Origin of the sequence: Streptomyces dysideae, from assembly GCF_001514305.1 — a bacterium.
GTDB lineage: Bacteria > Actinomycetota > Actinomycetes > Streptomycetales > Streptomycetaceae > Streptomyces > Streptomyces dysideae.
Window position 1 is genome coordinate 419,648 of sequence record NZ_KQ949077.1, and the last position, 22,339, is coordinate 441,986.

The window sequence follows — 22,339 nt, forward strand, 5'->3', positions numbered from 1 at the left end:
GTGGGCAAAGGCCGGGGGTCCAGGGGGCGGAGCCCCCTGGCGGGGTCGAAGGGGCGGAGCCCCTGGAGGACGGGAAGGGTAGGGGCGGCGGGGGCGAAACCCACCCCCACGACCACTGTCACGTGGCGTCCTCCGCAGACTCCGACGGCGCCCCTGAAGGCTCGGCGGGAAGAAAGTCGTACGGCTCGAAGGTGGGATCGGTGGCGTAGACGGTATAGGCGCCGTCCTCACCGAAGTCCGACGGCACAACGTCACGGCCGGACACCGGGCCGGACACCGGCTCAAACACCGGGTACGCACTGTCCTGGTCGTAGGCCACCCCCACCCCACCCGATCCCGCCGGCGTCACAGTCCCCCGCCGCCCGGCCCCCTTCCCCCGCGAGGACCAGCCGCCCCCCAAAGGCAACGCCCACCGCATCCGTCGCCGCCGCCCCGCACGCCTCTCCTCCGACGACGCCCCCACCCGAGGCCTACCGATCCGCATCCCCGCCTCCACCCCACGCTTCCGGCGTTCCCGGCACCGCCACCCCCGCACCCCCACCGCGGTAGGCACCCCCACCCCCACGACCCACCCCAAGGTCGCACCCCCCGCCTGCCACCACACCGGCCCGAACCGAGCAAGCGCGCCACCCCCGAGCGGCCCGCCCGCCACCCCGGCAAGCACAGCAACCACAACCGCACACAGCACCCCCGCCAGCCCAGCAACCCCAACGGTCCGCCCACACGACCAAGCACCCTCACCCCCGCGCCCACGTCCATCAGCACCGACACCGACACCACCAGCACCACGCCCCACCGCACCCCTCGCCACAAACCACCCCACCACCACACCCCCCACCACCGGCACCACCCCAGCCCCCCAATTCACAGCCGTCCCCACCCCCGCATCCGGCACGGCCGCCAGCAACGGAAACGGCGGCAACAACGGCGCCGGCTCCGAAGCCACCGGCCCCACCACATACCCCGCTCCCAACACGAACCCCGGCCCCAACGCATACGCCGCCCCCCACACCGCCGCGTTCGGCACCAACGCCACGCACAGCAACAGCACCGCGAACCGCCCCGACCACCCCTCAGTCAGCTGCAGAAACGCCTCCCGTGCCGCGCCGCCGTGCCACACCAGCGACGCCCCCAGCAGCACCGCTCCACCCCCGACGAGCACCGCCGCCCCGGCCCCCGCAGCCCGCGCGGCCACGCCGAGACGAGCCCGCGCCTCCGCCCCGAGCACCAGCCGCCGCACCCCCGCCGGCAGCACAACCAGCACACTGTCGACGACCTCACGCGGCCGCCCGTACGCCGTCCACACCCCCACCCCCGCCGCCACCATCACAACGACCGGCACACACACGCCCGTCCACACCCACGCCGGCCGCAGATGACCACCCGCGGCATAAGCGGCGACACCCACGCCGACGCCGAGATAGCCGAGCACCACGCCGACCCACGCCGTACGCCCCGAGGCGACAGGCGCCCCGCCACCCTCCCCGTCCCCATCGGCATCCCCGTCCGCCGACGCCGCGTCCCGGGCCGCCCGGTGCACCAGCCACACCGGCACCACGACAAGCAGCAGCGGCGTGACACCCACCGGCGCGGGCACGCCGGACAGCGTGTCCGTACGGACCAGTTCCGCCCCGTGCGCCAGCAGCCACAGCGCGGCCGCGACATGCAACGCGCCCCCCGGCCCGCTGTCCGGATACGGCGAGCTGATCCACAGCACCATCACCAGCACGGCGAACGAACCCAGCCCCAGCCCCGCCGCCAGCACACCACCCAGGAAGCCGGCGGCCAGTCCGGGTGATCGGTCACGCATCGGAGTGAGCAGGAACGACAACGGCGATCGGCGAGCGGTCATCTGGATCACGCCCGCCATGCTCCCAACGACACACGTTTTCCCGTCGTAACAGGCGAACCTCCGTCGTGTCACTCAATATATGTTTATGTACTTTTTCGCACGAAGGGGCGCCCTGTGACGCAGAGCCCTGCCATCCCGCTCCCCCCGCCCAAGGAACGCCGACGCCTGCGCGAGGCCGGGTCGTTGACGCAGGCTCAGGTCGCGGCGCGGGTGGGCGTCACCCGCGAGACGGTACGTGCGTGGGAGTCCGGCCGTACAACTCCCCGCGGCCGAAAAAGAAAGGCGTACGCGCGCCTGCTGGACAAGCTCGCGGAGAGCAAGGAGCGAGAACCGGAACTGAAGCTCGAACCGAAACCGAAACCGAAACCGAAACTGGAGTTGGAGCTGGAACCAAGCTCGGAACCAAAACCGGAACCGGAGCCAAAACCGGATCCGGACCCAGAACCAACACCAACACCAACACCAACACCAGAACCAGAACCAAAACCAGACTCGGAATCGGCGGAACCGGCCCCCGACCCCTCACCCCTGACCCCCGCTCAGGCCTTCGACGCGCTGTACGCGTTCTGCGCCCCGGCGCTCGTACGGCAGACCTACCTACTCACCGGCCGCCGCGAACTCGCCCGCGAATCGGTCGAGCGGGCCTTCCAACTCGCCTGGCAGCGCTGGCCCGAGGTCGCCCGCGACCGCGACCCGGCGGGCTGGATGCGGGCGGCGGCGTACGAGTACGCGCTCTCCCCCTGGCACCGCTTCCGCCCCCGCTACCGGCACCCCGAACCACCGCCCGCCGACGCCGCCGACCGCGCCCTGCTGGACGTACTCCTGAAACTCCCGCCGCACCACCGCCGCACGCTCGTCCTCTACGACGGTGTAGGCCTCGACCTGCCGGACACGGCGGCAGAGACGGAGGCGACCACCCCGGCGGCAGCTCACCGTCTCCTCCACGCCCGTGAGGCCGTCGCCGCCCGCCTCCCGGACCTGGCCGACCCCACCGAACTGCACCACCGCCTCGCCGAGGTCGCCTCGGGCGAACGCCTGCGCGCGGCCAAGCCCACGACAGTCCGAACGGACAGCGAGCGAAGAGCCCGCTTCTGGACGAGGGCCGCGATCGCCTTCACGATCGCCCTGATCGGCACGACAGTCCTGACGGTGCACACGGCAGCCACGCACTACGAGCCGCCGGTCGCACCGGGGGCGGCGGTGCAGGGGGTACCGCCGAAGGTGGCGCCGGGACCGCTGTCGGGGGCTGAGATCGCGCTGCGCGCGAAGCTGCGGGGCGAGACGGCGAGCGGCCCTGACCGGCTGGTGCCCACGACCGAGTGACTGTCCGCCGGGCACCGTTCGGGCCAACGGTGCCTTCAGAGACGCCGGTGGGCCCGTCCCACCAAGGGGAAACGGGCCCACAGGCGCTCAGCTAAGAAACCGTTCAGCCGGCAAGCAGCTCACGCGCCAGCTTCGCCGTCTCGGTCGGCGTCTTGCCGACCTTGACGCCGGCGGCCTCGAGGGCCTCCTTCTTCGCCGCGGCCGTACCGGACGAACCGGACACGATCGCACCCGCGTGACCCATGGTCTTGCCCTCGGGCGCGGTGAAGCCCGCGACATAGCCGACGACCGGCTTGGTCACGTTCTCCTTGATGAAGGCCGCGGCCCGCTCCTCGGCGTCGCCACCGATCTCACCGATCATGACGATCAGGTCGGTGTCGGGGTCCGCCTCGAACGCGGCGAGCGCGTCGATGTGGGTCGTACCGATGACGGGGTCGCCACCGATGCCGACGGCCGACGAGAAGCCGATGTCCCGCAGCTCGTACATCATCTGGTACGTCAGCGTGCCGGACTTCGAGACCAGACCGATGCGGCCCGGCTTGGTGATGTCGCCCGGGATGATGCCGGCGTTCGACTGACCCGGGGTGATGAGACCGGGGCAGTTCGGGCCGATGATCCGGGTCTTGTTGCCCTGCGACACGGCGTAGGCGTAGAACGCGGCCGAGTCGTGGACCGCGATGCCCTCGGTGATGACGACCGCGAGGGGAATCTCCGCGTCGATCGCCTCGACGACGGCGGCCTTGGCGAAGGCCGGCGGCACGAAGAGGACGGACACGTTCGCGCCCGTCTTCTCGATCGCCTCGGCGACCGTGCCGAATACCGGGATCTCGGTGCCGTCGATGTCGACCGACGTGCCCGCCTTGCGCGGGTTCACGCCACCGACGATGTTCGTGCCGTCGGCCAGCATGAGCTTGGTGTGCTTCATGCCCGTGGCACCGGTCATGCCCTGGACGATGACCTTGCTGTCCTTGTTGAGGAAGATAGCCATGGCTGTGTCTGTCCCTCTTCCTTACTTCGCAGCCGCGAGCTCGGCGGCCTTGTCGGCCGCGCCGTCCATGGTGTCCACGCGCTGGACCAGCGGGTGGTTGGCGTCGGAGAGGATCTGACGACCCAGCTCGGCGTTGTTGCCGTCCAGCCGGACGACGAGCGGCTTGGTGACGTCCTCGCCGCGGTCCTCCAGGAGCTTCAGCGCCTGCACGATGCCGTTGGCGACCTCGTCGCAGGCGGTGATGCCGCCGAAGACGTTGACGAACACGGACTTGACGTCCGGGTCGCCGAGGATGATCTCCAGGCCGTTCGCCATGACGGCCGCGGAGGCGCCGCCGCCGATGTCGAGGAAGTTGGCGGGCTTGACCCCACCGTGCGCCTCACCGGCGTACGCGACGACGTCCAGGGTGCTCATGACGAGACCCGCGCCGTTGCCGATGATGCCGACCTCACCGTCGAGCTTGACGTAGTTGAGGTTCTTCTCCTTGGCCGCGGCCTCGAGCGGGTTGGCCGCCGCCTTGTCCTGCAGGGCCTCGTGCTCCGGCTGACGGAACTCGGCGTTCTCGTCCAGGGAGACCTTGCCGTCGAGGGCGATGACGTCGCCGGAGGCGACCTTGGCCAGCGGGTTGACCTCGACGAGGAGGGCGTCCTCCTCGATGAAGGTCTTCCACAGCGTCACGAGGACGTTGACGACCTTGTCGGCCACCTCGGCCGGGAACTTCGCGGCCGCGACGATCTCGCGGGCCTTCTCCTCGGTGACACCCTCGTTGGCGTCGATCGGCGTCTTGGCGACGGCCTCCGGACGGCTGGCCGCCACCTCCTCGATCTCCACGCCGCCCTCGACGGACGCGATGGAGAGGAAGGTGCGGTTGGCACGGTCGAGGAGGAAGGAGACGTAGTACTCCTCCAGGATCTCCGGGGCCGTCTCGGCGATCATCACCTTGTGGACCGTGTGGCCCTTGATGTCCATGCCGAGGATGTCCGTCGCGCGGGCGACGGCCTCGTCCGGGGTGGCGGCGAGCTTCACGCCACCGGCCTTGCCACGGCCGCCGACCTTCACCTGGGCCTTGACGACGGACTTGCCACCGAGGCGCTCAGTGGCTGCGCGGGCCGCCTCAGGCGTGTCGATGACTTCACCGGCCAGCACCGGTACATCGTGCTTGGCGAAGAGGTCCCTCGCCTGGTACTCGAACAGGTCCACGCGCTTCCGTCCCTATCAGTGATCTCGCGGTTCGTTGTCTGCGTGGGCGTGCCGCGAGGGCAACGTGACGTCCGCCGTCTGTCAGTCACAAGGGAGGCGCACACGGTGTCCGAGCGCGCGGCATGTCCGTCTCGCAGGTTATCGCCGCTCGCCGGGGGTCTCTAAATCGCGGGTCACACCTGAGCGGTGATACCTGTCACACGATGCCGAAATCACTGGCACAGAGTGCCGGACGTGCAGGACCTCACCGGGTTGGGGTTGACCCGGTGAGGTCCCTTGAACAGCCCGAAGAGGCACGAATGGGCCGCCCCTGGCGGGCTCTGGCCGGGTGATCCCCACCCCAATGGGAATCACCCGGCCGTTCCGCGGGCCGACGGCCGGACGGACCGACGGTTTTCGGCCGTCCGTGGCCTTCGACCTCGCGGAGTCGGTCGGACGCCGTGCCACATCCGTGGGGTGCGGATACGGCGATCGGGTGTCGGGAAGGTCAGACGCCGTACGTGTTGCTGTACGTGCTGCCGTACTGCGCGTTCTGCAGATAGCCCGGGGTGATCGACTGGGCGACGCCCTGCGCACCGGCGACGGCGTTCCCGGCGAGCGGGCCGGTGGTGTCCTGGACGATCCCGGTCAGGTCCTGCGCGAAGGGGACGGCCTGCCCGGCCACGCCGTACACGAACGGGTCGGCCTCACCGGCCACGCCGTACGCGAAGGACTGGGCGTCACCCCCGACGCCGTACGCCAGCGTCGTGGCGCCGCCGCCGACGCCCTGCACCACCGGGCTGACGGTGTCCACGACGGTGTCGACGAGGGGCTGCACGGCACCGGTGACGCCGTACGCGAACGGCTGCGCCTCGCCCACGACGCCCTCGCCGAAGGGCACGGCCTGCCCGGCCACGCCGTACACGAACGGGTCGGCCTCACCGGCCACGCCGTACGCGAAGGGCTGGACGTCACCCGTGACGCCGTACGCCACCGCACCCGCGTCCGCGACCGCCTGCCCGGCGACCGGCACGACGCCGTGCACCGCGGTGTCCGCGACGGGCGGCAGTACGGCGCCCGTGCCATCGGCGGCGAGATGACCGGTCAGACCGGTGGCGTAGGGGGGTACGTCCGTGGCGACGCCGTTCGCGACGGTCTGCACGTCGGAGACGGCCCCGTAGGCGACCGGCTGGACGTCCGCGAACGCGCCGGTGGCGAGGTGCTGGACGTCGGCGGCCGCACCGTGGGCCACGGGCTGCACGCCCTGCACGACTCCACCGGCGACCGGCTGCACGCCCGCGACGGCACCGGCGGCGACCGGCTGGACACCGGAAACGGCCCCGTAGGCGACCGGCTGCACGCCCTGGACGGCACCGGCGGCGACCGGCTGGACACCGGAGACGGCCCCGTAGGCGACCGGCTGCACGCCCTGGACGGCACCGGCGGCGACCGGCTGGACGTCGGCGACGACGCCGTACGCCAGGGCGGTGGCGGCGTCCACGGTGTGCCCGGCGGAACCCGCGACGCCGGCGACCGCGCCGTGCGCGACGGGTACGACACCGTCGACCGCGTGGCCGGCGACCGGGCTCACGCCATCCACCGTGCCACCGGCGACCGAGGTCACGCCGCTCACGGCGCCGCCGGCCACCGGCGTCACGCCGTCCACCGCATGCCCGGCGACCGGGGCGACCCCGGCCACGGTGCCGGTGGCGGCGGGCACGACTCCGGCGACGGCATGCTCGACGGTCGGCCGTACCTGCCCGACGGCCTGCCCGGCAACCGGCAGCACACCGTCCACAGCAGCACCGGCCACCGGCGGAACGGCCGCGACAGCGGTCTGCTCCACGACCGGGGTGACCTTGCCAGGCACGGCGCCGATGGTGCCGACGGCCTGCTGCTGAACGCCGGTGACGGATCCGGTGGCCTGCTGCTGCACACCCGTGACGGTCCCGACGGCCTGCTGCTGAACGCCGGTGACGGATCCGGTGGCCTGCTGCTGCACACCCGTGACGGTCCCGACGGCCTGCTGCTGAACGCCGGTGACGGATCCGGTGGCCTGCTGCTGCACACCCGTGACGGTCCCGACGGCCTGCTGCTGAACGCCGCCCACCGTGCCGACGACCCTCTGCTGCACACCACCGACGGTGCCGGTGACATGGCTCGGGACGGAGGAGACGGTGGCCTCGGCGGCCGCCTTGACCTTGCCGGCCTCGCCGTCAGCCGTGGCGGCGAGGCCTGCGCCCCGGGCCTCGGCACCGGTGACCGTGGTCTGCGCGGTGCCGTGCGCGCCCGCCGCGGTGCGGCCCGCGCCCACGGCGGCGTACTGCGCCTTCGTCCGCACGACGCCCTCGACGCCCTGCGCCTGGGAACGCGCCGCCACCTGCGTGCCCTGCAGCTTCGTCTGCGCGGCGGCGAGCGCCCGCTCCAGTTCGGGGGCGAAAACGGCGAGCGGGCCGAAGAGGTAGTCGATGGCATCCCCGGGCGCGGTCGGGACGTCCTTCGCGTCGGTGACGACATCGTGGACGGCCGTGGCGGCCTCGCCCTTGACCTTGGCGGCGGCCTTCTCCACCGCCTTGTCCGCGCGGGCGGCCTTGGCGCCCTGGATGACCTGGGCGGCACCACCCTTGGCCTTGGCCGAGGACGTGACACCGACCTCGGCGTCGACGTAGCGGCGGGCCTGGTCGGCGGTGGTCGTCGGGGTGGTGGGTGCGGTCTGCCGCACGGTCTCGGTGGTGCTGGTCGCGGCGCTGGTGACGCCGGTGACGGTGTCCGTCACGTCGGAGACGACGCCGTCGACGGTGTCGGCGACCGTGCCGAGCAGATCGGTGTCACCGGCGGCGTCCGTGGTGTCGGTCGCGTCCGGTGCGGAGAGGGCGGAGGCGGGCAGTTCGTCCGCGCTGGCGACGGTGGAACCGAGCGCCCAGGCGCCGGTGACACCGGCGGCTATGACGATGGAACGGCGGATGTTCTTGTTCATGCGTGCGTCAGATCCCTAGATCTTTGGGTGCTCCGAAGATCCGCGGCTTCCGTGCCGTACCGGAGGTTCGGGACGGAGATTCCGGGACTTCGAAGGGCTGGGGACAGTCCGGCAGCGGTTTCCGGGCGTGGTCCGGGGGGTGGGAGACCAAGGGGCTCGGATACGGCTCCGGCGGCTTTCGTCCGGAGCAAGGGGGCGTCCAGACGGGCGGGCAGACCTGTTCCGCCCCCGCGCGGCAGGTCTACGGCGGGGGAAGGGCCGGCCGGCCTAGGCGGGGGAAACCGGAATGTCCCGGTGCCTGTCCCGGATCTCGTCCGCGTCGACGCGCGCGGCGGCGCCGGGCACGAGCCGCAGGGGCGCCCGGTGGTTCAGGGAGACGGCGTGCGCGTCGCCGCCGTGCCGCGACGAGTTACTGTCGATCGCGGAGTGGTTGATCAGCGCACCGTCCGGGTGATCGGCGGGCGCATGGTGCGCGGGGGCGTACCCGGTGGGCGCGGCGCGGTGGGCGCCGGTGCGGTTCGTGGAGCCGCGGTGCGCTCCGGTGTCGGCCAACGGCCCGTGGACGGCGGTCGCGGTCGCCGTCTCGGAACGCCGTCTCCCGTCGTCATCGTGTCCGTCGCCCGACGAGGAGGGCATGGTGGAGCCGGGCTGCGGCGCCGTGGTGATGGGCGCGGGCAGCGTCTGTCCGGGCAGTGCGGGCAGCCCCGGGAGGCCGGGGAGTTCCGGCGGCTCCGGGACGTCCGGCCAACCCGGGGCGTCCGGCCAGCCCGGTGCCGACGGCGACTCGGGCATCGTCGGCAGGGCAGGCAGCGACGACAGCGGCGGCACCTTCTCCCGCACCTCGGCCAAGCCCTCGGTCACGGTCCCGACCACATCACCGACCGGCCGCAGGACACGCTCGGTCACCGGGCCGTTGTCCTGAGGAGCGTTGCCCTGGGGAACGCGGGGCTCGGCCGGGACACTCACCAACTCCTCGACCGCGCTCCGCGTGGATGAGTTGGATGAGTTGGAGGAGTTGGAGGAGGTGGGGGACGTGGGCGAGGACATGGTCGAACCGACGGATGTCACCGTCGTACCGACCGCCGGCGCCCCGTCCGCCGCATGCGCCTGCTCCCCGCAGAGGAACCCGAGCGCGAACAACCCACCCACCAGCAGCACCACTTGCAGCGCACGCCGCCCGGCCGCCGCGCGCAGGACGCGCAGAGCGGCTCCGGGCAGAGCGGCCGGCCAGGTCAACAGGGAACGGGTCCTCCCGTGCGGCGGAACGAATGACGAACCTACGAAGTACGCGTGACGAGCAGTCGAGCAGTCGAGCAGTCGAGCTGACGAGCAGACGAGCGACGAGTCGGCGTTACGCGGTACGGACGAGCGGAGCTACGGCGCACCGCTGACGAGGCGTCGATACTCGCACGGCCCTCCTGAGGTTGCGCAAGCCCCCCGCTACCGATGCGTACTCATGTCCGTTTTGCTGGCCGAAGCCGGTGTCACCGGGTCGACAAATCCCCCTGGAACAGCCCCCTCCGTCCCCTCCTCGCACCGCCCTCGCACCACCCTCACACCGTGTCCGGCACCGGAATCGGCCGCTTCTCGATCGCCGCCGCCATTACCTCCGGGAACAGATCGGGCGTACAGGCGAAGGTCGGCGCACCCAGCGCGGCGAGTGCGGCGGCGTGCTCCCGGTCGTACGCGGGCGCCCCCTCGTCCGACAGCGCGAGCAGCGCCACGAACTGCACTCCGGACGCCTTCATCGCCGCGACCCGCTTCAGCATCTCGTTCCGTATGCCGCCCTCGTACAGGTCGCTGATCAGCACGACCACCGTCTCGGCGGGCCGGGTGATCTGCGACTGGCAGTACGCGAGCGCCCGGTTGATGTCCGTACCGCCGCCGAGCTGGGTGCCGAACAGCACGTCGACCGGATCGTCGAGCTGGTCGGTGAGGTCGACGACCGCCGTGTCGAAGACGACGAGCCGGGTGCTGATGGACCGCATGGACGCCAGCACCGCCCCGAACACGGAGGCGTAGACGACGGATGCCGCCATTGACCCGGACTGGTCGATGCAGAGGATGACCTCCTTCTTCACGGACTGCGACGCCCGCCCGTACCCGATGAGCCGCTCCGGCACGATCGTGCGGTACTCCGGCAGGTAGTGCTTGAGGTTGTCCGCGATGGTGCGGTTCCAGTCGATGTCGTGGTGGCGCGGCCGGCTGATACGCGCGCTGCGGTCCAGGGCCCCGGTGAGCGTGGCCCGCGTGCGCGTGGCGAGCCGCTTCTCCAGGTCCTCGACAACCTTGCGTACGACGGCCCGTGCCGTCTCCTTCGTCGTCTCCGGCATCGCCTTGTTCAGCGAGAGCAGCGTGCCGACCAGGTGCACGTCGGCCTCGACCGCCTCCAGCATCTCCGGCTCCAGCAGCAGCGCGGACAGGCCGAGCCGGTCGATGGCGTCGCGCTGCATGACCTGGACGACGGAGGAGGGGAAGTACGTCCGGATGTCCCCGAGCCACCGCGCCACGGACGGCGCCGACGCCCCGAGCCCCGCCGAACGGTCCTTCCCGCTCCGCGGTTTGTCTCCCTTGCCGTAGAGCGCGGCGAGCGTCCCGTCCATCGCGGCGTCCCGCCCGGAGAGCGTGCATCCCGTGCCGTCGGCGCTGTCGCCGCCGAGCACGAGCCGCCAGCGCCGCAGCCGCTCCTGTGCCGCCGGATCCATCGACTCGGCCGTCATCCGCGCACCCCCGTACGAAGCCGTTCCCACAGGGGGATCACCGGCACGGTCGTCGTCCGCCCGTCTGCCGCCCGGATCTCCTGCCCGTCCCTGACGACCTCCACTGCCCCGGACCGCTCGCATGCCCTCGGCTCCCTGAGCCCGTCGACCGTCATCCGCCCACCCCCACAAGGTTGTTGTCGGTGTCTGTGTCTCTCCGCGCCCCGTCCAGCCCCAGCAGCAGCCGCACCACCGGCAGCACGGCGTCCGCCCGCGCCACGTCCAGTTCGTCGGCGAAACCAGGTATGCCGGACCCACCGGCCCCCGCACTCTCCCGTTCCCCCTGCCCACGCCGGACCAGCTCCCCCAAGGTCCGCCGCACCCCCGGTTCATACGCCGAGAAGGTGCGCCTCAGCAGCGGCAGCACGTCCGTGAAGGCGTCCGCCGGCACCCCCGTCAGCCACGCGTCGACCAGCCCGAGCAGCCGCTCGTCATGCACGAGCAGCATCCCGCCCCCGGAACCGCCCCCGACAAAGCCCTCGATCCACGCGGCCGCGTCCCCCGGCGGCGTCCCCGGCGACAACACGAGCCCCATAAGCCGCGCGGCTTCGTCCTGCATCAACTCCCCGTCATCCAGCAGAAGCCGCACCGCCCGCCCTCGGATGACACCGGGCACGGTGTCCCGCACGGAGAGCACCCGAAGCACGGTGCGCCAGCGGGCGCGCAGAGGGCTGTGCGGTGGGGTGGGGGAGGTGCCCGTCACGGTGACGGCATCTGGCGCGGGAATGGCATCCGACGCGAGGACGGGATCCAGCGCAGGGACGGCATCCGCCGTGGAGGTGAGGCTCGGTTCAGGAGCGTCGCCCGGCGCAGGCGCACCACCCGGCACGGAGGCTGCGCCCGGCGCCAAGCCAGGCGCATCGCCCGCCAACCCCGCCACCCGGCGTTCCAGCTCGGCGACGTCGCCCGCCGACCCCGCCGCCCCGCGTTCCGCCCTGGAGACGTCACCCGCCGACCCCGCCGCCCCGCGTTCCGCCCTGGAGACGTCACCCGCCGACCCCGCCACCCGACGCTCCGCCCCGGAGGCCTCACCGGACCGGTCCGCACCCCTCCGGCCCGCCCCCGAGACGTCCCCCAGCAACCCCACCGCCCCATGCACCGCATCCACATGCCGCCGCATCTCCTCGGCCGCCTCCGCGTCCAGTGCCGCACAGGCCGGCGGCAGGCCGACGAAGACGCGTTCGGCGAGGCCTTCGGCGACCTCGGCCAGCGCTGCCGTGTCCGTGCCCCGTACGTCGCCGTAGCGCAGGGAGCGGACGAGGGCGGGCAGAGCCTGGGCGAGTTGGCCGACGTCGGCGTCGAGGGCGGCGCGGTCGGCGAGGATCTGCATCACCGTGGGCAGCGCGTCCGGCAGTTCGGCCAGCAGACAGCGCTCGGCGAGCGCGGTGACGTCGGCGAGGCCCTGCGCGGCGACCGCGTCCGCCTCGGCCTTGGCGATCGCGGCGCCGAGCACGGTCGTCCCCCACACCCCGGCCTCGGCGACCCGCACGGACAGCTCCGGCTCCCACCGCAGCCGCCACGTCTCCCGGAACGTCCCCGTGCTCCCCCGCGAGGCGACCGGCTCACCCCACCCGACGACCAGCAACCGCAGCCGGTGCAGCAGCCTGCTCCGCCCGGCGTCGGTCTCCTTGCGCAGGTCGAGCTCCAACTCCCGCTCCAGCGCCTCGGGTTTGAGCCGCAGCCGCCGCTGGATCCGGTCGAGGTCCCGCTGCAACGGCACCGCCGGCGCCGTCGGCGGCACCTCCCCCAGCACGTCCCCGACGACCAGCCGGTCGTGCACCAGCGCCAACGGCACGTCCGACCCCTCGCACATCACCGCCCGCACGGCATCGGTTGTCTCGGTCAGCCCCGGCAGCGGCCGCCCCCGCATAGCGGCGAGCGTCTCCGCCAGCCGCACCGCCTCGATGACGTGCGCCGAGGACACGAGCCGGTCCTCGTCCCGCAGCAGCCCCGCCACCTTGGTCAGCCACCGCTCGACCGGCCGGTCCGGCGCCCCGAACAGATGCCCGTACCACCCGGGCGAGTCGATCCCCGCCCCGTATCCACTGGCCCGCGCCAGCCTGCGATACGTCCACGGCACCCACGTCATGTCCGCCTTGACCCTGGGCAAGCCCTTCAGCAGCGCCCTGTCCCCGGCGACCGTGCTCTTCCGCCGCAGCGCGGGCACATGCCACGCCCCGCACACCACGGCCACCGCGTCCCCGACCTCCCGCTGAGCGGCCCGCACGTGGAGCCGCATATACGCCTCCCGCACGAGATCCCGGTCCTGTCCCCCGGTCCCGTACGTCTCCCGCAGCGCCCCCATGGCCTCCTCGAGCACGACGAACGGCGCGAACGGATCCCCCGCCCTCGCGCCCCGGTGCTCGACGACGTCCTCCCACCACCGCTCGGGATCGTCGTAACCGGCGGCCTCGGCGAGAACGCCGAGCGGATCGACACGAACATCGGCACCACGATCGTCCTCGCCCTCCCCCTCGGGCTCGCGCTCCTCCCCCTCTCCGGCCCCGTCCTCGTCCCTCCCCCACGCCAGCGTGTGCGTGGCCGGCAAGTCGATGAAGCGGGCCGGTACTCCATGGTCCAGCGCCCACCGGATGGCGACCCACTCCGGCGAGAACTCGGCCAGCGGCCAGAACGCAGAGCGGCCGGGCTCGTCCACGGCGTGGGCGAGCAGGGCGACAGGCGGCCGCATGTCCTCGTCCGCGGCCAGCGGGATCAGCTCATCGGCCTCGGGCGGCCCCTCGATCAGTACGACCCGCGGCCGGGCGGCGCCCAGCGCCGCCCGCACGGCCCGCGCCGACCCGGGCCCGTGATGCCGTACGCCGAGCAGCAGCGGCCCGGCACCGGGACCTCCGTTCCCGGCCTGCTCCACCTCGCTCACGCCCTCCCCCTCACCTTCGCGATGCCCGTCACACCCTCACGGTCCCGCTCGACGACACCCCTCACGCGCTCACCTCCCGGCAGGCCCGGTAGAAGTCCTTCCAGCCGTCCCGCTCGCGCACGACCGCCTCCAGGTACTCCTGCCAGATGACCCGGTCCGCCGCCGGATCGCGGACGACGGCGCCGAGGATGCCCGCGGCAACGTCCCCGGACCGCAGCACGCCGTCGCCGAAGTGGGCGGCCAGGGCGAGACCGTTGGTGACGACGGAGATCGCCTCCGCCGTCGACAGCGTGCCGCTCGGCGACTTCAGCTTCGTCCGGCCGTCGGACGTGACCCCGTCACGCAGCTCACGGAAGACGGTCACGACGCGGCGGATCTCGTCGATGCCGTCGGGCGCGGCCGGCAGGTCGAGGGAGCGGCCGAGCTGGTCGACGCGCCGCGAGACGATGTCGACCTCGGCCTGGATGCTCTCCGGCAGCGGCAGCACGACCGTGTTGAACCGGCGGCGCAGGGCGCTGGAGAGGTCGTTGACCCCGCGGTCGCGGTCGTTGGCGGTGGCGATGAGGTTGAAGCCGCGGACCGCCTGCACCTCCTGCCCCAGCTCCGGTATCGGCAGCGTCTTCTCCGACAGGATCGTGATGAGCGTGTCCTGCACGTCAGCCGGGATACGGGTCAGCTCCTCGACGCGCGCCGTCATCCCCTCCGCCATGGCCCGCATGACCGGGCTGGGCACGAGCGCGTCGCGGCTCGGGCCGTTCGCGAGCAGCTGCGCGTAGTTCCAGCCGTACCGGATCGCCTCCTCCGGCGTGCCGGCCGTGCCCTGCACCAGCAGCGTCGAGTCGCCGCTGACGGCCGCGGCCAGATGCTCGGAGACCCAGGTCTTCGCGGTGCCGGGCACGCCGAGCAGGAGCAGGGCGCGGTCGGTGGCGAGTGTGGTGACGGCGACCTCGACGATGCGGCGCGGGCCCACGTACTTCGGGGTGATCACCGTGCCGTCCGGCAGGGTGCCGCCGAGCAGGTACATCGCGACGGCCCACGGCGACAGCTTCCAGCGGGCGGGGCGCGGACGGTCGTCCTGCGCGGCCAGCGCGGCGAGTTCACCGGCGAAGGCGTCCTCGGCATGCGGTCGCAACGCCTCGGCCGGCTCGGTCTCGCGCACGTCCACGGACGTCGGCTCCACAGACACAGTCATGGCAAAGTCCCCCTCCAGCTCAGCCGGTTCGGATCTGGTGTCCACCGTGCACCACGCCACTGACAATGCGTTCCGACCTGCGAAAACGCTCTCGCACGGCCGATTGTCAGTGGGGGGATCTACCTTCGATGACATGACTCAGCAGGGGGTGCGCTGGAGCGCGGACCAGGTGCTGGCACTGGCGCCTGACACCGCGTCACGCAAGGCGGGAAACAAACTCGGCGCGGCCGGGCCGTGGTCCGAGGCGGGCAGTTCTGACGAGGGGACGGTGTGGGGGCTGTGCAAGGGCAGCGGGAGCAAGCCGTATCAGACGGTCGTCGACATCGCCGATGTGTCCGGTCCCGCGTACAAGTGCAGTTGTCCTAGCCGGAAGTTCCCGTGCAAGCACGCGCTCGGGCTGCTGCTGCTCTGGGCCGGCGGGGACGGTGCGGTGCCGCCGGGGCAGCCGCCGGGCTGGGCGGAGGAGTGGATAGCGGGGAGAAGGAAGCGGGCGGAGGAGAAGCGGACGGCCGGTGCGGCCGGTCCGGGGGCCGGTTCCGGTGATCCGGAGGCGGCGCGGCGCAGGTCGGAGCGGCGGGCCGAGCGGGTCACCGCGGGGGCGACGGAGTTGGAGCAGCGCCTGGCGGACCTGCTACGCGGCGGACTGGCCGGCGCGGAGCAGGCGGGCTACGGACTGTGGGAGGAGACGGCGGCCCGGATGGTCGACGCCCAGGCGCCCGGACTGGCCGCGCGGGTACGGGAGTTGGGGGCGATCCCGGCGTCCGGGGCGGGCTGGCCGGTGCGGCTGCTGGAGGAGTGCGCCCTGCTCCATCTCCTCGACCAGGGCTGGCTGCGCCGCGAGAGGTTGCCCGACGCCCTGGCTGACACGGTGCGCTCACGCATCGGCCTGCCCGCCTCGGCAGACGGCCCGCCCGTGCGGGACCGCTGGCTGGTTCTCGCCCAGTACGACACGGCGGACACGAAGCTGACGACGCGCCGGATCTGGCTGTACGGCACCGAGTCGGACCGCACCGCGCTGCTCCTCTCCTATGGGGCCGCCGGCCGCGCCCCGGAGCTGACGCTGCCGGTCGGGCTGGTCCTGGATGCGGAGGTGTCCGCGTATCCGGGTGCGGGGCAGCTGCGGGCGTCCCTGGCCGAGCAGTTCGCCGCGCCGACGCCGTCGCCGATACGTCCACCGGGGGTGACGACGACCGAGGCGGCCGCCCGCTACGGCGACGCCCTGCGGCTCGACCCCTGGCTGGACTCGCTCCCGGTGACGCTGGACCACGTCGTACCAACCCCGGACGGCGACTCCTGGCAACTCGCCGACGCCGACACGGACACGGCCCTGCCCCTCACCCCGGCCGCCCGCGCCCGCCCTGGCCTGTGGCGACTGGTCGCCCTCTCGGGCGGCGCGCCCGTCAGGGTCTTCGGCGAGTGCGGCCACCACGGCTTCACCCCGCTCACAGCCTGGCCGGCGGGAACAGGAGAGGCGGTACAGCTGTGCTGAACCACCTCCGAGGCCGGACCCGCCGCACGACGCCCACCACGAGCGCCGCACGCCGGACTGGCCACGCGACCGACACCGCACACCCGACCGACCCAGCACACCACGCCGCGCGCTCCGCTCCCCCCGCACACCGCCCAACTCCGCCCCAACCCCGTGCGCCCCGTCTCCCACCCCCGCGCCCCAACGCCGCCCCACCCCCACCCGATCCATGCATGTGTCACCCCTCACGGGACCCGCACCGGGTGCCCCTCCAACCACTCCCGGCCGGCCGACGGAAAGGAACCTCATGACCAGGACCTCCGCTCCCGCGGATCCGCATCCGCATGCACCGGCCGCCTGGGAGGAGCTCGTCACGGCGGCGCTGCTCGGTACGGAACGGCGTACCCCGCCGGGTGGCACGCCGGGACGGGAGGCGCCGGTGGCGTTGCTGGACGCGGCGGCCGTGGAGACCGTACGGCGGCGGGCCGGGCTGCGGCCGGCGCGGGCGGCGCGGCGGCCGGACCCGGCGCCCGAGGACCCCCGCCCGGCGCTGCCCGCAGCGGCGGCCCGCAGACTCACGATGCTGCTGGCCGACCGCCCGGGCACAGGGGGCGGCGGCCGCAGGGGCACCGCGCCGGACCTGATGGAGTTGCTGCCCCAGTGGCTCGCGGCGGCGAACGACCGCGGTTTCGCGGCACCCCCGGAGACACTGCCCGCCCTGTTGGACGCGGCCCGGGGCCGGACGGATCTACGGCCGGCGGCGCTGGCGTTCGCGGGACCGCGGGCCGTGTGGCTGGCGCGGCTGAACCCGGACTGGCGGTTCGCCCTGCGGGCGACCCCGGGCGGGGGCACGGCGCTGCCGCATCTCGAGGACGCCGACCGGGTGCGGCAGCTGTGGCAGGAGGGCCTGTTCGCCGAGCGGGTGGCGCTGCTCGCGGCGATACGCGCGCGTGAGCCCGCCGCCGCGCGCGAGCTGCTCGGCACGACCTGGGCGACGGAGCGGGCCGAGGACCGGCTGATGTTCCTCGACTCGCTGCGTACGGGGCTGGGCCCGCGGGACGAGCCGTTCCTGGAGCAGGCGCTGGCCGACCGGAGCCGCAACGTACGGGCGACGGCGGCGGAGTTGCTGTCGGCGCTGCCCGAGTCGGCGCTCGCGGCGCGGATGGCGGTGCGGGCCGGGGCGTGCGTGGCCGTCGACCACACGCGGGACACGCCCACGATCAGCGTCGAAGCGCCGCACGAGTGCGACGCGAGCATGGAGCGCGACGGTGTCGTCCCGAAGGCTCCGGCCGGACGGGGTGAACGGTCGTGGTGGTTCGGCCAGTTGGTGGAGGCGGCGCCGCTCGGGACGTGGTCGGGGCGGCTCGGGGGGCGTACGCCCGAGGAGATCGTGGCGTTGCCGGTGGCGGACGACTGGCAGTCCGAGCTGCACGCGGCATGGTGCCGGGCGGCGGTACGGCAGCGCGACGCGGAGTGGGCGCGGGCCCTGCTGGGGTCGCCGTCGGCGCCCGAGGCCGGCGGGCCGGGGGCGGTGTCGTTGGCCGAGCGGGCCAAGCTGCTGGGCCGACTGGGCGCCGCCGACCGGGCCGATTGGGTCGCCGGGTTCATCGCGACGCACGGCCTGTCGGAGGCGTTTCAGCTGCTCGGGGTGTGCGCCGTGCCGTGGGCCGGGCCGCTCGGGCGGGCGGTGGTGGACGCACTCAACATCGCGCGGGACGCGGGGAGTTATCCATGGAGTTTCAGCGGAGTGATGGGGCTGGCCGAGCGCTGCCTGGCCCCCTCGGAGGCGAGCCGCCTGGACGGCCTGCTGGCGGTACCGGACGAACCGGAGGACGCGTCGCCGGGAGCGGGCGGCTACTGGGCGGAGGCCTTCCAGCGCCTGGTCACGACGTTGCGCTTCCGGGCGACGATGACGGACGAGCTGGGGATGGCGGAAGGGCTGGGGATGGCGTAGGGCTGTCCCGCGCCGCGGAGGCGGGCCAGGCACCCAACCGCCACGCCCCCGGCCCCCGTCGCACCCGCGGGCGCCACGACGACGCGGCCGCCGAAGGCCTACGCCCCCGCCGGCTGGTGCACGTTCGCCCGCACCCAGTCCACGATGGACTGCGTGGTCGCACCCGGCGTGAAGATCTCCGCGACGCCCTTCTCCTTGAGCGGGGGGATGTCCGCCTCGGGGATGATCCCGCCGCCGAAGACCAGGATGTCCGCCGCGTCCCGCTCCTTGAGCAGTTCGATCACCGCGGCGAAGAGCGTGTTGTGAGCGCCGGAGAGGATGGACAGACCGATCGCGTCGGCATCCTCCTGGATCGCGGTGTCGACGATCTGCTCGGGGGTCTGGTGGAGGCCGGTGTAGATGACCTCCATACCGGCGTCGCGCAGCGCCCGCGCGATCACCTTGGCTCCCCGATCGTGGCCGTCGAGCCCCGGCTTGGCCACCACCACGCGGATCGGACCGGCTGCCACACCCATCACTGCCTCCATGAAGCGACTACATCCATCCGTACCGACAAGTACCGCACACATCACGCACGCCGTACACCTCGCACATGTCACGCGTACCGCACATTCCGCCGCCCACCACACCAGATACGCCACCACGGCACGGACGCCCCGCGCCACATCGCCCGGGGAAGTGAACGAACGTTATCGCCAGCATCCCGCAACCGGCAGTTTCGCGGTGCGTACCGAGGGGGAAATCACACGATGGGACACGTTCACCGCGCACCGTTCCACGACTTGGCGGCGCGCGGGCCGCGGACATCCGCGGCCCGCGCGCCGCAGCGGGACCAAGCGCAACGGGAGCCGCAACGAGGTCGCCGCACCACCGCGCCGCGGGCCGCGCGCCGTGGCGGTGCGGCACATCGGCGGTGGCACGAAGAGCACGCAGGGCAGGTACGGCACGACAGCGGGGAGCCTCGTCGCCACACCGGCAGGGGACCTCGTCACGTCATCGGCGCAGCACGCTCCACTCGCGCCACGGGCCACGCTCACCCGGCGCGCTACACTCATGCCCCGCCGGGCACCGCCTCCGCCACGGCTTCCCACGAGGGCACACGGGGGACAGAGCTGTCCTCCTGCGTGCCGACAGGAGGTCGGCCATGAAGGTCACCGGGGCAGTACCGCCCTTTCTGCCACTCTGCCAGCGCCTGCTCCCGAGCAGACTCGCCGACCTCTCCGTAGCCCTTCTCAAGGCGACCGCCCTGGAGATCGCGATCCTCGCCGGACACCTTCTCCTCTATCCGTCCGGCATCACACAGGAGCGCCGCACCGCACCGGCGCTCCCTTCACAGGACGACCCGGACACCGCCCAACTGCCCACGGAGACCAAACCCCCGGTCGTCCTGCTGCACGGCTTCATCGACAACCGCTCGGTCTTCGTCCTGCTGCGCCGAAGTCTCGCCCAGCACGGCAGGCAGCAGGTCGAGTCGCTCAACTACTCGCCGCTGACCTGCGACATCCGCAGCGCCGCCGAACTGCTCGGCCGGCACATAGAGGAGATCTGCGCCCGCACGGGCAGCAGGCAGGTCGATGTCGTCGGGCACAGCCTGGGCGGGCTGATCGCGCGTTACTACGTGCAGTGTCTCGGCGGCGACCTCAGGGTCCGTACGCTCGTCACGCTCGGCACACCGCACTCCGGCACCCGCGTGGTGCCGCTGGCCAACGCGCACCCGATCGTGCGTCAGATGCGCCCCGGCTCCGAAGTGCTCGAGGAGCTGACCCGGCCCGCGCCCGGCTGCCGTACGCATTTCGTCAGTTTCTGGAGCGACCTCGACCACCTGATGGACCCGCTGGAGACCGCCTGCGTCGACCACCCCGACCTGATGGTGCAGAACGTCCGGGTGAGCGGGATCGGACATCTCGCCCTGCCCGTGCACCCCGCCGTCGCCACCGGAATACGGCAGGCCCTCGACACCGACCGGACAGGAGCCGAAGCCGCCGCCCAGGCCGACGGCCTGACAGTGGCGTGACAGCCCTCTGACACCGGCCGGACACCCGACGAACAGCCGAGCCCAGGTCGAACAATCTTCGAACACAGGGCCAAAGTCGTGCCCGCAGTCCCCCGAAACACGGCCGAATGCCCGTTTCCCGCAGACCCGAAACCCGCCGAGGATTGTCGTGCCCGCGTACCGCCGGGTACAGTCACCGCACTGCTCTGGCAGCCCTTGTTGTCGAGGCGAAAGAGAAGTTGGTGAACGACCGTCACCCGTCGGGGAGCATGACCACCCCGGCTCCGGCTTCCGACGCCGCCTCGTCGCACTACGCGTCGTACGGCACCCAGGAAGCCCAGCACGGCGACTTCACCACGTACGGCGGCTACGACGCCACCGGTTTCGAGACCGGTGTCCACGCCACCACCACGACCTTCGACGCGGACCCCCTCTTCGGCTGTCTCCCGGGCGACAGCACAGGCTCATACGACTCCGGCCAGTGGTCCACAGGCAGCCAGCAGACCCTGAACTACGACGCGTACGCGGCCCAGCACCACGCCGCCTACGACACCGGCGCGTACGACACCACCGCCTGGACCGCCGACCACCAGCGGCTTGCCTTCGTCCCGCCGCAGGCCACCGGCCACGACACCTCCGGCTGGGGGTCCCCCCTCTGGGGGAGGGAGGCGAGCGCCTGGCTGCAGCCCGACCAGTCGTGCGCCCCGGCCGACCAGACCCAGCAGTGGGAATGGGGCACACAGGCCTTCGACACGGGCGCCTACGACGCCACACAGTGGAACTCGGACGGCGGCACCGACCAAGCCTCCGACGAGTACGAGCAGCAGTCGGCAGAATCCTTCGACCAGCACGCGACGAGTACTTTCGAGCAGGTCTCGTACGACGAACACGGCCACGACGAGGACGAGTTGGCCGCCACCGGCGGCACCCCCGCCGTGGCGCTCCTCGACGACCAGGAAGAGGCCCCCTCGGCCACTCCCGCCGCCCCGGCCCCCGGCTCGCGCGCCGCCGCCCGCAACGGCTCCCGTTCCCGCCGCCGTACGCCACCGAAGCGCTCCGCGCTGCTGACGGTCGCTGTGCCCTCGGCGTGTGTGATGGGGGTCGCCGGGATCGCCGCCGCCTCCGTCGGCGGTCTGACCGACGACTCGGACACCTCGACGACGGCCTCGGAAGCGCAGCCGGTGAAGCCGTCCGCCGCGAACAGCAAGCTGGACACCCAGCTCAAGAGCCTCTCCGCGGGCGTCGACGACTTCGGCGACCGGGTCAGCCGTACACAGGAGCGCATCGACCTCAAGGCCCAGCAGGCGGCCGAGAAGCGGAAGGCGGCGGAGGAGGCGGCCCGCAAGGAGCGGTTGCGCCCGAAGTTCGCGCTGCCGGTCGCACAGCGCGGACTCAGCGCCTACTACGGCCAGTCCGGCATCAACTGGATGTCCGTGCACACCGGCATAGACTTCCCCGTCTCCTACGGCACGACGGTGATGGCCGCGACCGACGGCACCGTGCGCACACAGTGGAACAGCGCCTACGGCAACATGATGATCGTGACCGCGAAGGACGGCACGGAGACGTGGTACTGCCACCTCTCCAGCTATCGCGTCGCCTCCGGTACTACGGTCAAGGCCGGCGACCCGATCGCGTACTCCGGCAACTCCGGCAACTCGACGGGCCCGCACCTGCACTTCGAGGTGCGCCCCGCCGGCGGCTCGCCGATCGACCCGCTTCCGTGGCTGCGCAGCCACGGAATAAACCCTACGTAGACCCTACGCAGACCGACCA

Annotated in this window: 14 protein-coding genes; 5 read left to right on the forward strand and 9 right to left on the reverse strand. The window is 72.5% G+C overall.

The genetic code is table 11. From position 1 onward, the window contains the following. Nucleotides 1–118: 118 nt before the first annotated feature. Nucleotides 119–1,870, reverse strand: coding sequence for a cell division protein PerM (locus AQJ91_RS53425; RefSeq protein WP_079084760.1), 1,752 nt, complete (start codon nt 1,868–1,870; stop codon nt 119–121). Nucleotides 1,871–1,966: 96 nt separating this feature from the next. Here AQJ91_RS53425 and AQJ91_RS08310 point away from each other — a divergent pair, with 96 nt between their 5' ends. Then, nucleotides 1,967–3,175: a helix-turn-helix domain-containing protein gene (locus AQJ91_RS08310; protein ID WP_067017960.1), complete on the forward strand. Its 1,209-nt coding sequence runs from the start codon at nt 1,967–1,969 to the stop codon at nt 3,173–3,175. Nucleotides 3,176–3,278: 103 nt separating this feature from the next. On the opposite strand, the gene sucD is transcribed toward AQJ91_RS08310, so the two are convergent. The 7 genes from sucD to AQJ91_RS08345 form a co-directional block, all read right to left on the reverse strand. Then, nucleotides 3,279–4,163 (reverse strand): succinate--CoA ligase subunit alpha, encoded by an 885-nt coding sequence (gene sucD / locus AQJ91_RS08315; protein ID WP_067017962.1) that lies wholly within the window; start codon nt 4,161–4,163, stop codon nt 3,279–3,281. A 21-nt stretch (nt 4,164–4,184) separates the two neighbouring features. Next, nucleotides 4,185–5,363, reverse strand: a complete 1,179-nt coding sequence (sucC, locus tag AQJ91_RS08320) for an ADP-forming succinate--CoA ligase subunit beta (RefSeq protein WP_067017964.1) — start codon at nt 5,361–5,363, stop codon at nt 4,185–4,187. A gap of 487 nt (nt 5,364–5,850) precedes the next feature. Further along, nucleotides 5,851–8,319, reverse strand: a complete 2,469-nt coding sequence (locus tag AQJ91_RS55285) for a hypothetical protein (protein ID WP_234381900.1) — start codon at nt 8,317–8,319, stop codon at nt 5,851–5,853. Between the two features lie 267 nt (nt 8,320–8,586). Continuing rightward, nucleotides 8,587–9,555, reverse strand: coding sequence for a hypothetical protein (locus AQJ91_RS08330; RefSeq protein WP_067017967.1), 969 nt, complete (start codon nt 9,553–9,555; stop codon nt 8,587–8,589). 317 nt (nt 9,556–9,872) lie between these two features. Then, the gene (locus AQJ91_RS08335; RefSeq protein WP_067017968.1) at nt 9,873–11,039 is read right to left on the reverse strand and encodes a VWA domain-containing protein; all 1,167 of its coding nucleotides are present in this window, start codon (nt 11,037–11,039) and stop codon (nt 9,873–9,875) included. Nucleotides 11,040–11,190: 151 nt separating this feature from the next. Then, nucleotides 11,191–13,956 carry a DUF5682 family protein gene (locus AQJ91_RS08340; RefSeq protein WP_067017970.1) on the reverse strand — a complete coding sequence of 922 codons (2,766 nt, stop codon included), beginning with the start codon at nt 13,954–13,956 and terminating at the stop codon, nt 11,191–11,193. A gap of 61 nt (nt 13,957–14,017) precedes the next feature. Continuing rightward, nucleotides 14,018–15,148, reverse strand: a complete 1,131-nt coding sequence (locus AQJ91_RS08345; protein ID WP_067017972.1) for an ATP-binding protein — start codon at nt 15,146–15,148, stop codon at nt 14,018–14,020. 133 nt (nt 15,149–15,281) lie between these two features. On the opposite strand from AQJ91_RS08345, the gene AQJ91_RS08350 reads away from it, so the two are divergent. Together AQJ91_RS08350 and AQJ91_RS08355 are read left to right on the forward strand one after the other, a co-directional pair. Beyond that, nucleotides 15,282–16,637 (forward strand): SWIM zinc finger family protein, encoded by a 1,356-nt coding sequence (locus tag AQJ91_RS08350; protein WP_067017973.1) that lies wholly within the window; start codon nt 15,282–15,284, stop codon nt 16,635–16,637. Nucleotides 16,638–16,923: 286 nt separating this feature from the next. Further along, nucleotides 16,924–18,570 (forward strand): DUF5691 domain-containing protein, encoded by a 1,647-nt coding sequence (locus tag AQJ91_RS08355; protein WP_067017975.1) that lies wholly within the window; start codon nt 16,924–16,926, stop codon nt 18,568–18,570. 98 nt (nt 18,571–18,668) lie between these two features. Here the strand turns inward: AQJ91_RS08355 and AQJ91_RS08360 are convergent, their stop codons facing one another. Next, nucleotides 18,669–19,085 carry a coenzyme B12-dependent isobutyryl CoA mutase small subunit gene (locus tag AQJ91_RS08360; RefSeq protein WP_067017977.1) on the reverse strand — a complete coding sequence of 139 codons (417 nt, stop codon included), beginning with the start codon at nt 19,083–19,085 and terminating at the stop codon, nt 18,669–18,671. Nucleotides 19,086–19,714: 629 nt separating this feature from the next. On the opposite strand from AQJ91_RS08360, the gene AQJ91_RS08365 reads away from it, so the two are divergent. Both AQJ91_RS08365 and AQJ91_RS08370 read left to right on the forward strand, forming a co-directional pair. Further along, nucleotides 19,715–20,584, forward strand: coding sequence for a lipase family alpha/beta hydrolase (locus tag AQJ91_RS08365; protein ID WP_067017979.1), 870 nt, complete (start codon nt 19,715–19,717; stop codon nt 20,582–20,584). Nucleotides 20,585–20,832: 248 nt separating this feature from the next. Then, the gene (locus tag AQJ91_RS08370; RefSeq protein WP_067017981.1) at nt 20,833–22,320 is read left to right on the forward strand and encodes a M23 family metallopeptidase; all 1,488 of its coding nucleotides are present in this window, start codon (nt 20,833–20,835) and stop codon (nt 22,318–22,320) included. The last annotated feature ends 19 nt before the right edge of the window (nt 22,321–22,339 follow it).

Excerpts from the sequence above, each read along its gene's own strand:
- AQJ91_RS53425 (WP_079084760.1), bottom strand. The coding sequence starts at position 1,870 with ATGGCGGGCGTGATCCAGATGACCGCTCGCCGATCGCCGTTGTCGTTC.
- sucD (WP_067017962.1), bottom strand. The coding sequence starts at position 4,163 with ATGGCTATCTTCCTCAACAAGGACAGCAAGGTCATCGTCCAGGGCATG.
- AQJ91_RS55285 (WP_234381900.1), bottom strand. The coding sequence starts at position 8,319 with ATGAACAAGAACATCCGCCGTTCCATCGTCATAGCCGCCGGTGTCACC.
- AQJ91_RS08335 (WP_067017968.1), bottom strand. The coding sequence starts at position 11,039 with ATGACGGCCGAGTCGATGGATCCGGCGGCACAGGAGCGGCTGCGGCGC.
- AQJ91_RS08345 (WP_067017972.1), bottom strand. The coding sequence starts at position 15,148 with ATGACTGTGTCTGTGGAGCCGACGTCCGTGGACGTGCGCGAGACCGAG.
- AQJ91_RS08350 (WP_067017973.1), top strand. The coding sequence starts at position 15,282 with ATGACTCAGCAGGGGGTGCGCTGGAGCGCGGACCAGGTGCTGGCACTG.
- AQJ91_RS08355 (WP_067017975.1), top strand. The coding sequence starts at position 16,924 with ATGACCAGGACCTCCGCTCCCGCGGATCCGCATCCGCATGCACCGGCC.
- AQJ91_RS08360 (WP_067017977.1), bottom strand. The coding sequence starts at position 19,085 with ATGGGTGTGGCAGCCGGTCCGATCCGCGTGGTGGTGGCCAAGCCGGGG.
- AQJ91_RS08365 (WP_067017979.1), top strand. The coding sequence starts at position 19,715 with ATGAAGGTCACCGGGGCAGTACCGCCCTTTCTGCCACTCTGCCAGCGC.
- AQJ91_RS08370 (WP_067017981.1), top strand. The coding sequence starts at position 20,833 with ATGACCACCCCGGCTCCGGCTTCCGACGCCGCCTCGTCGCACTACGCG.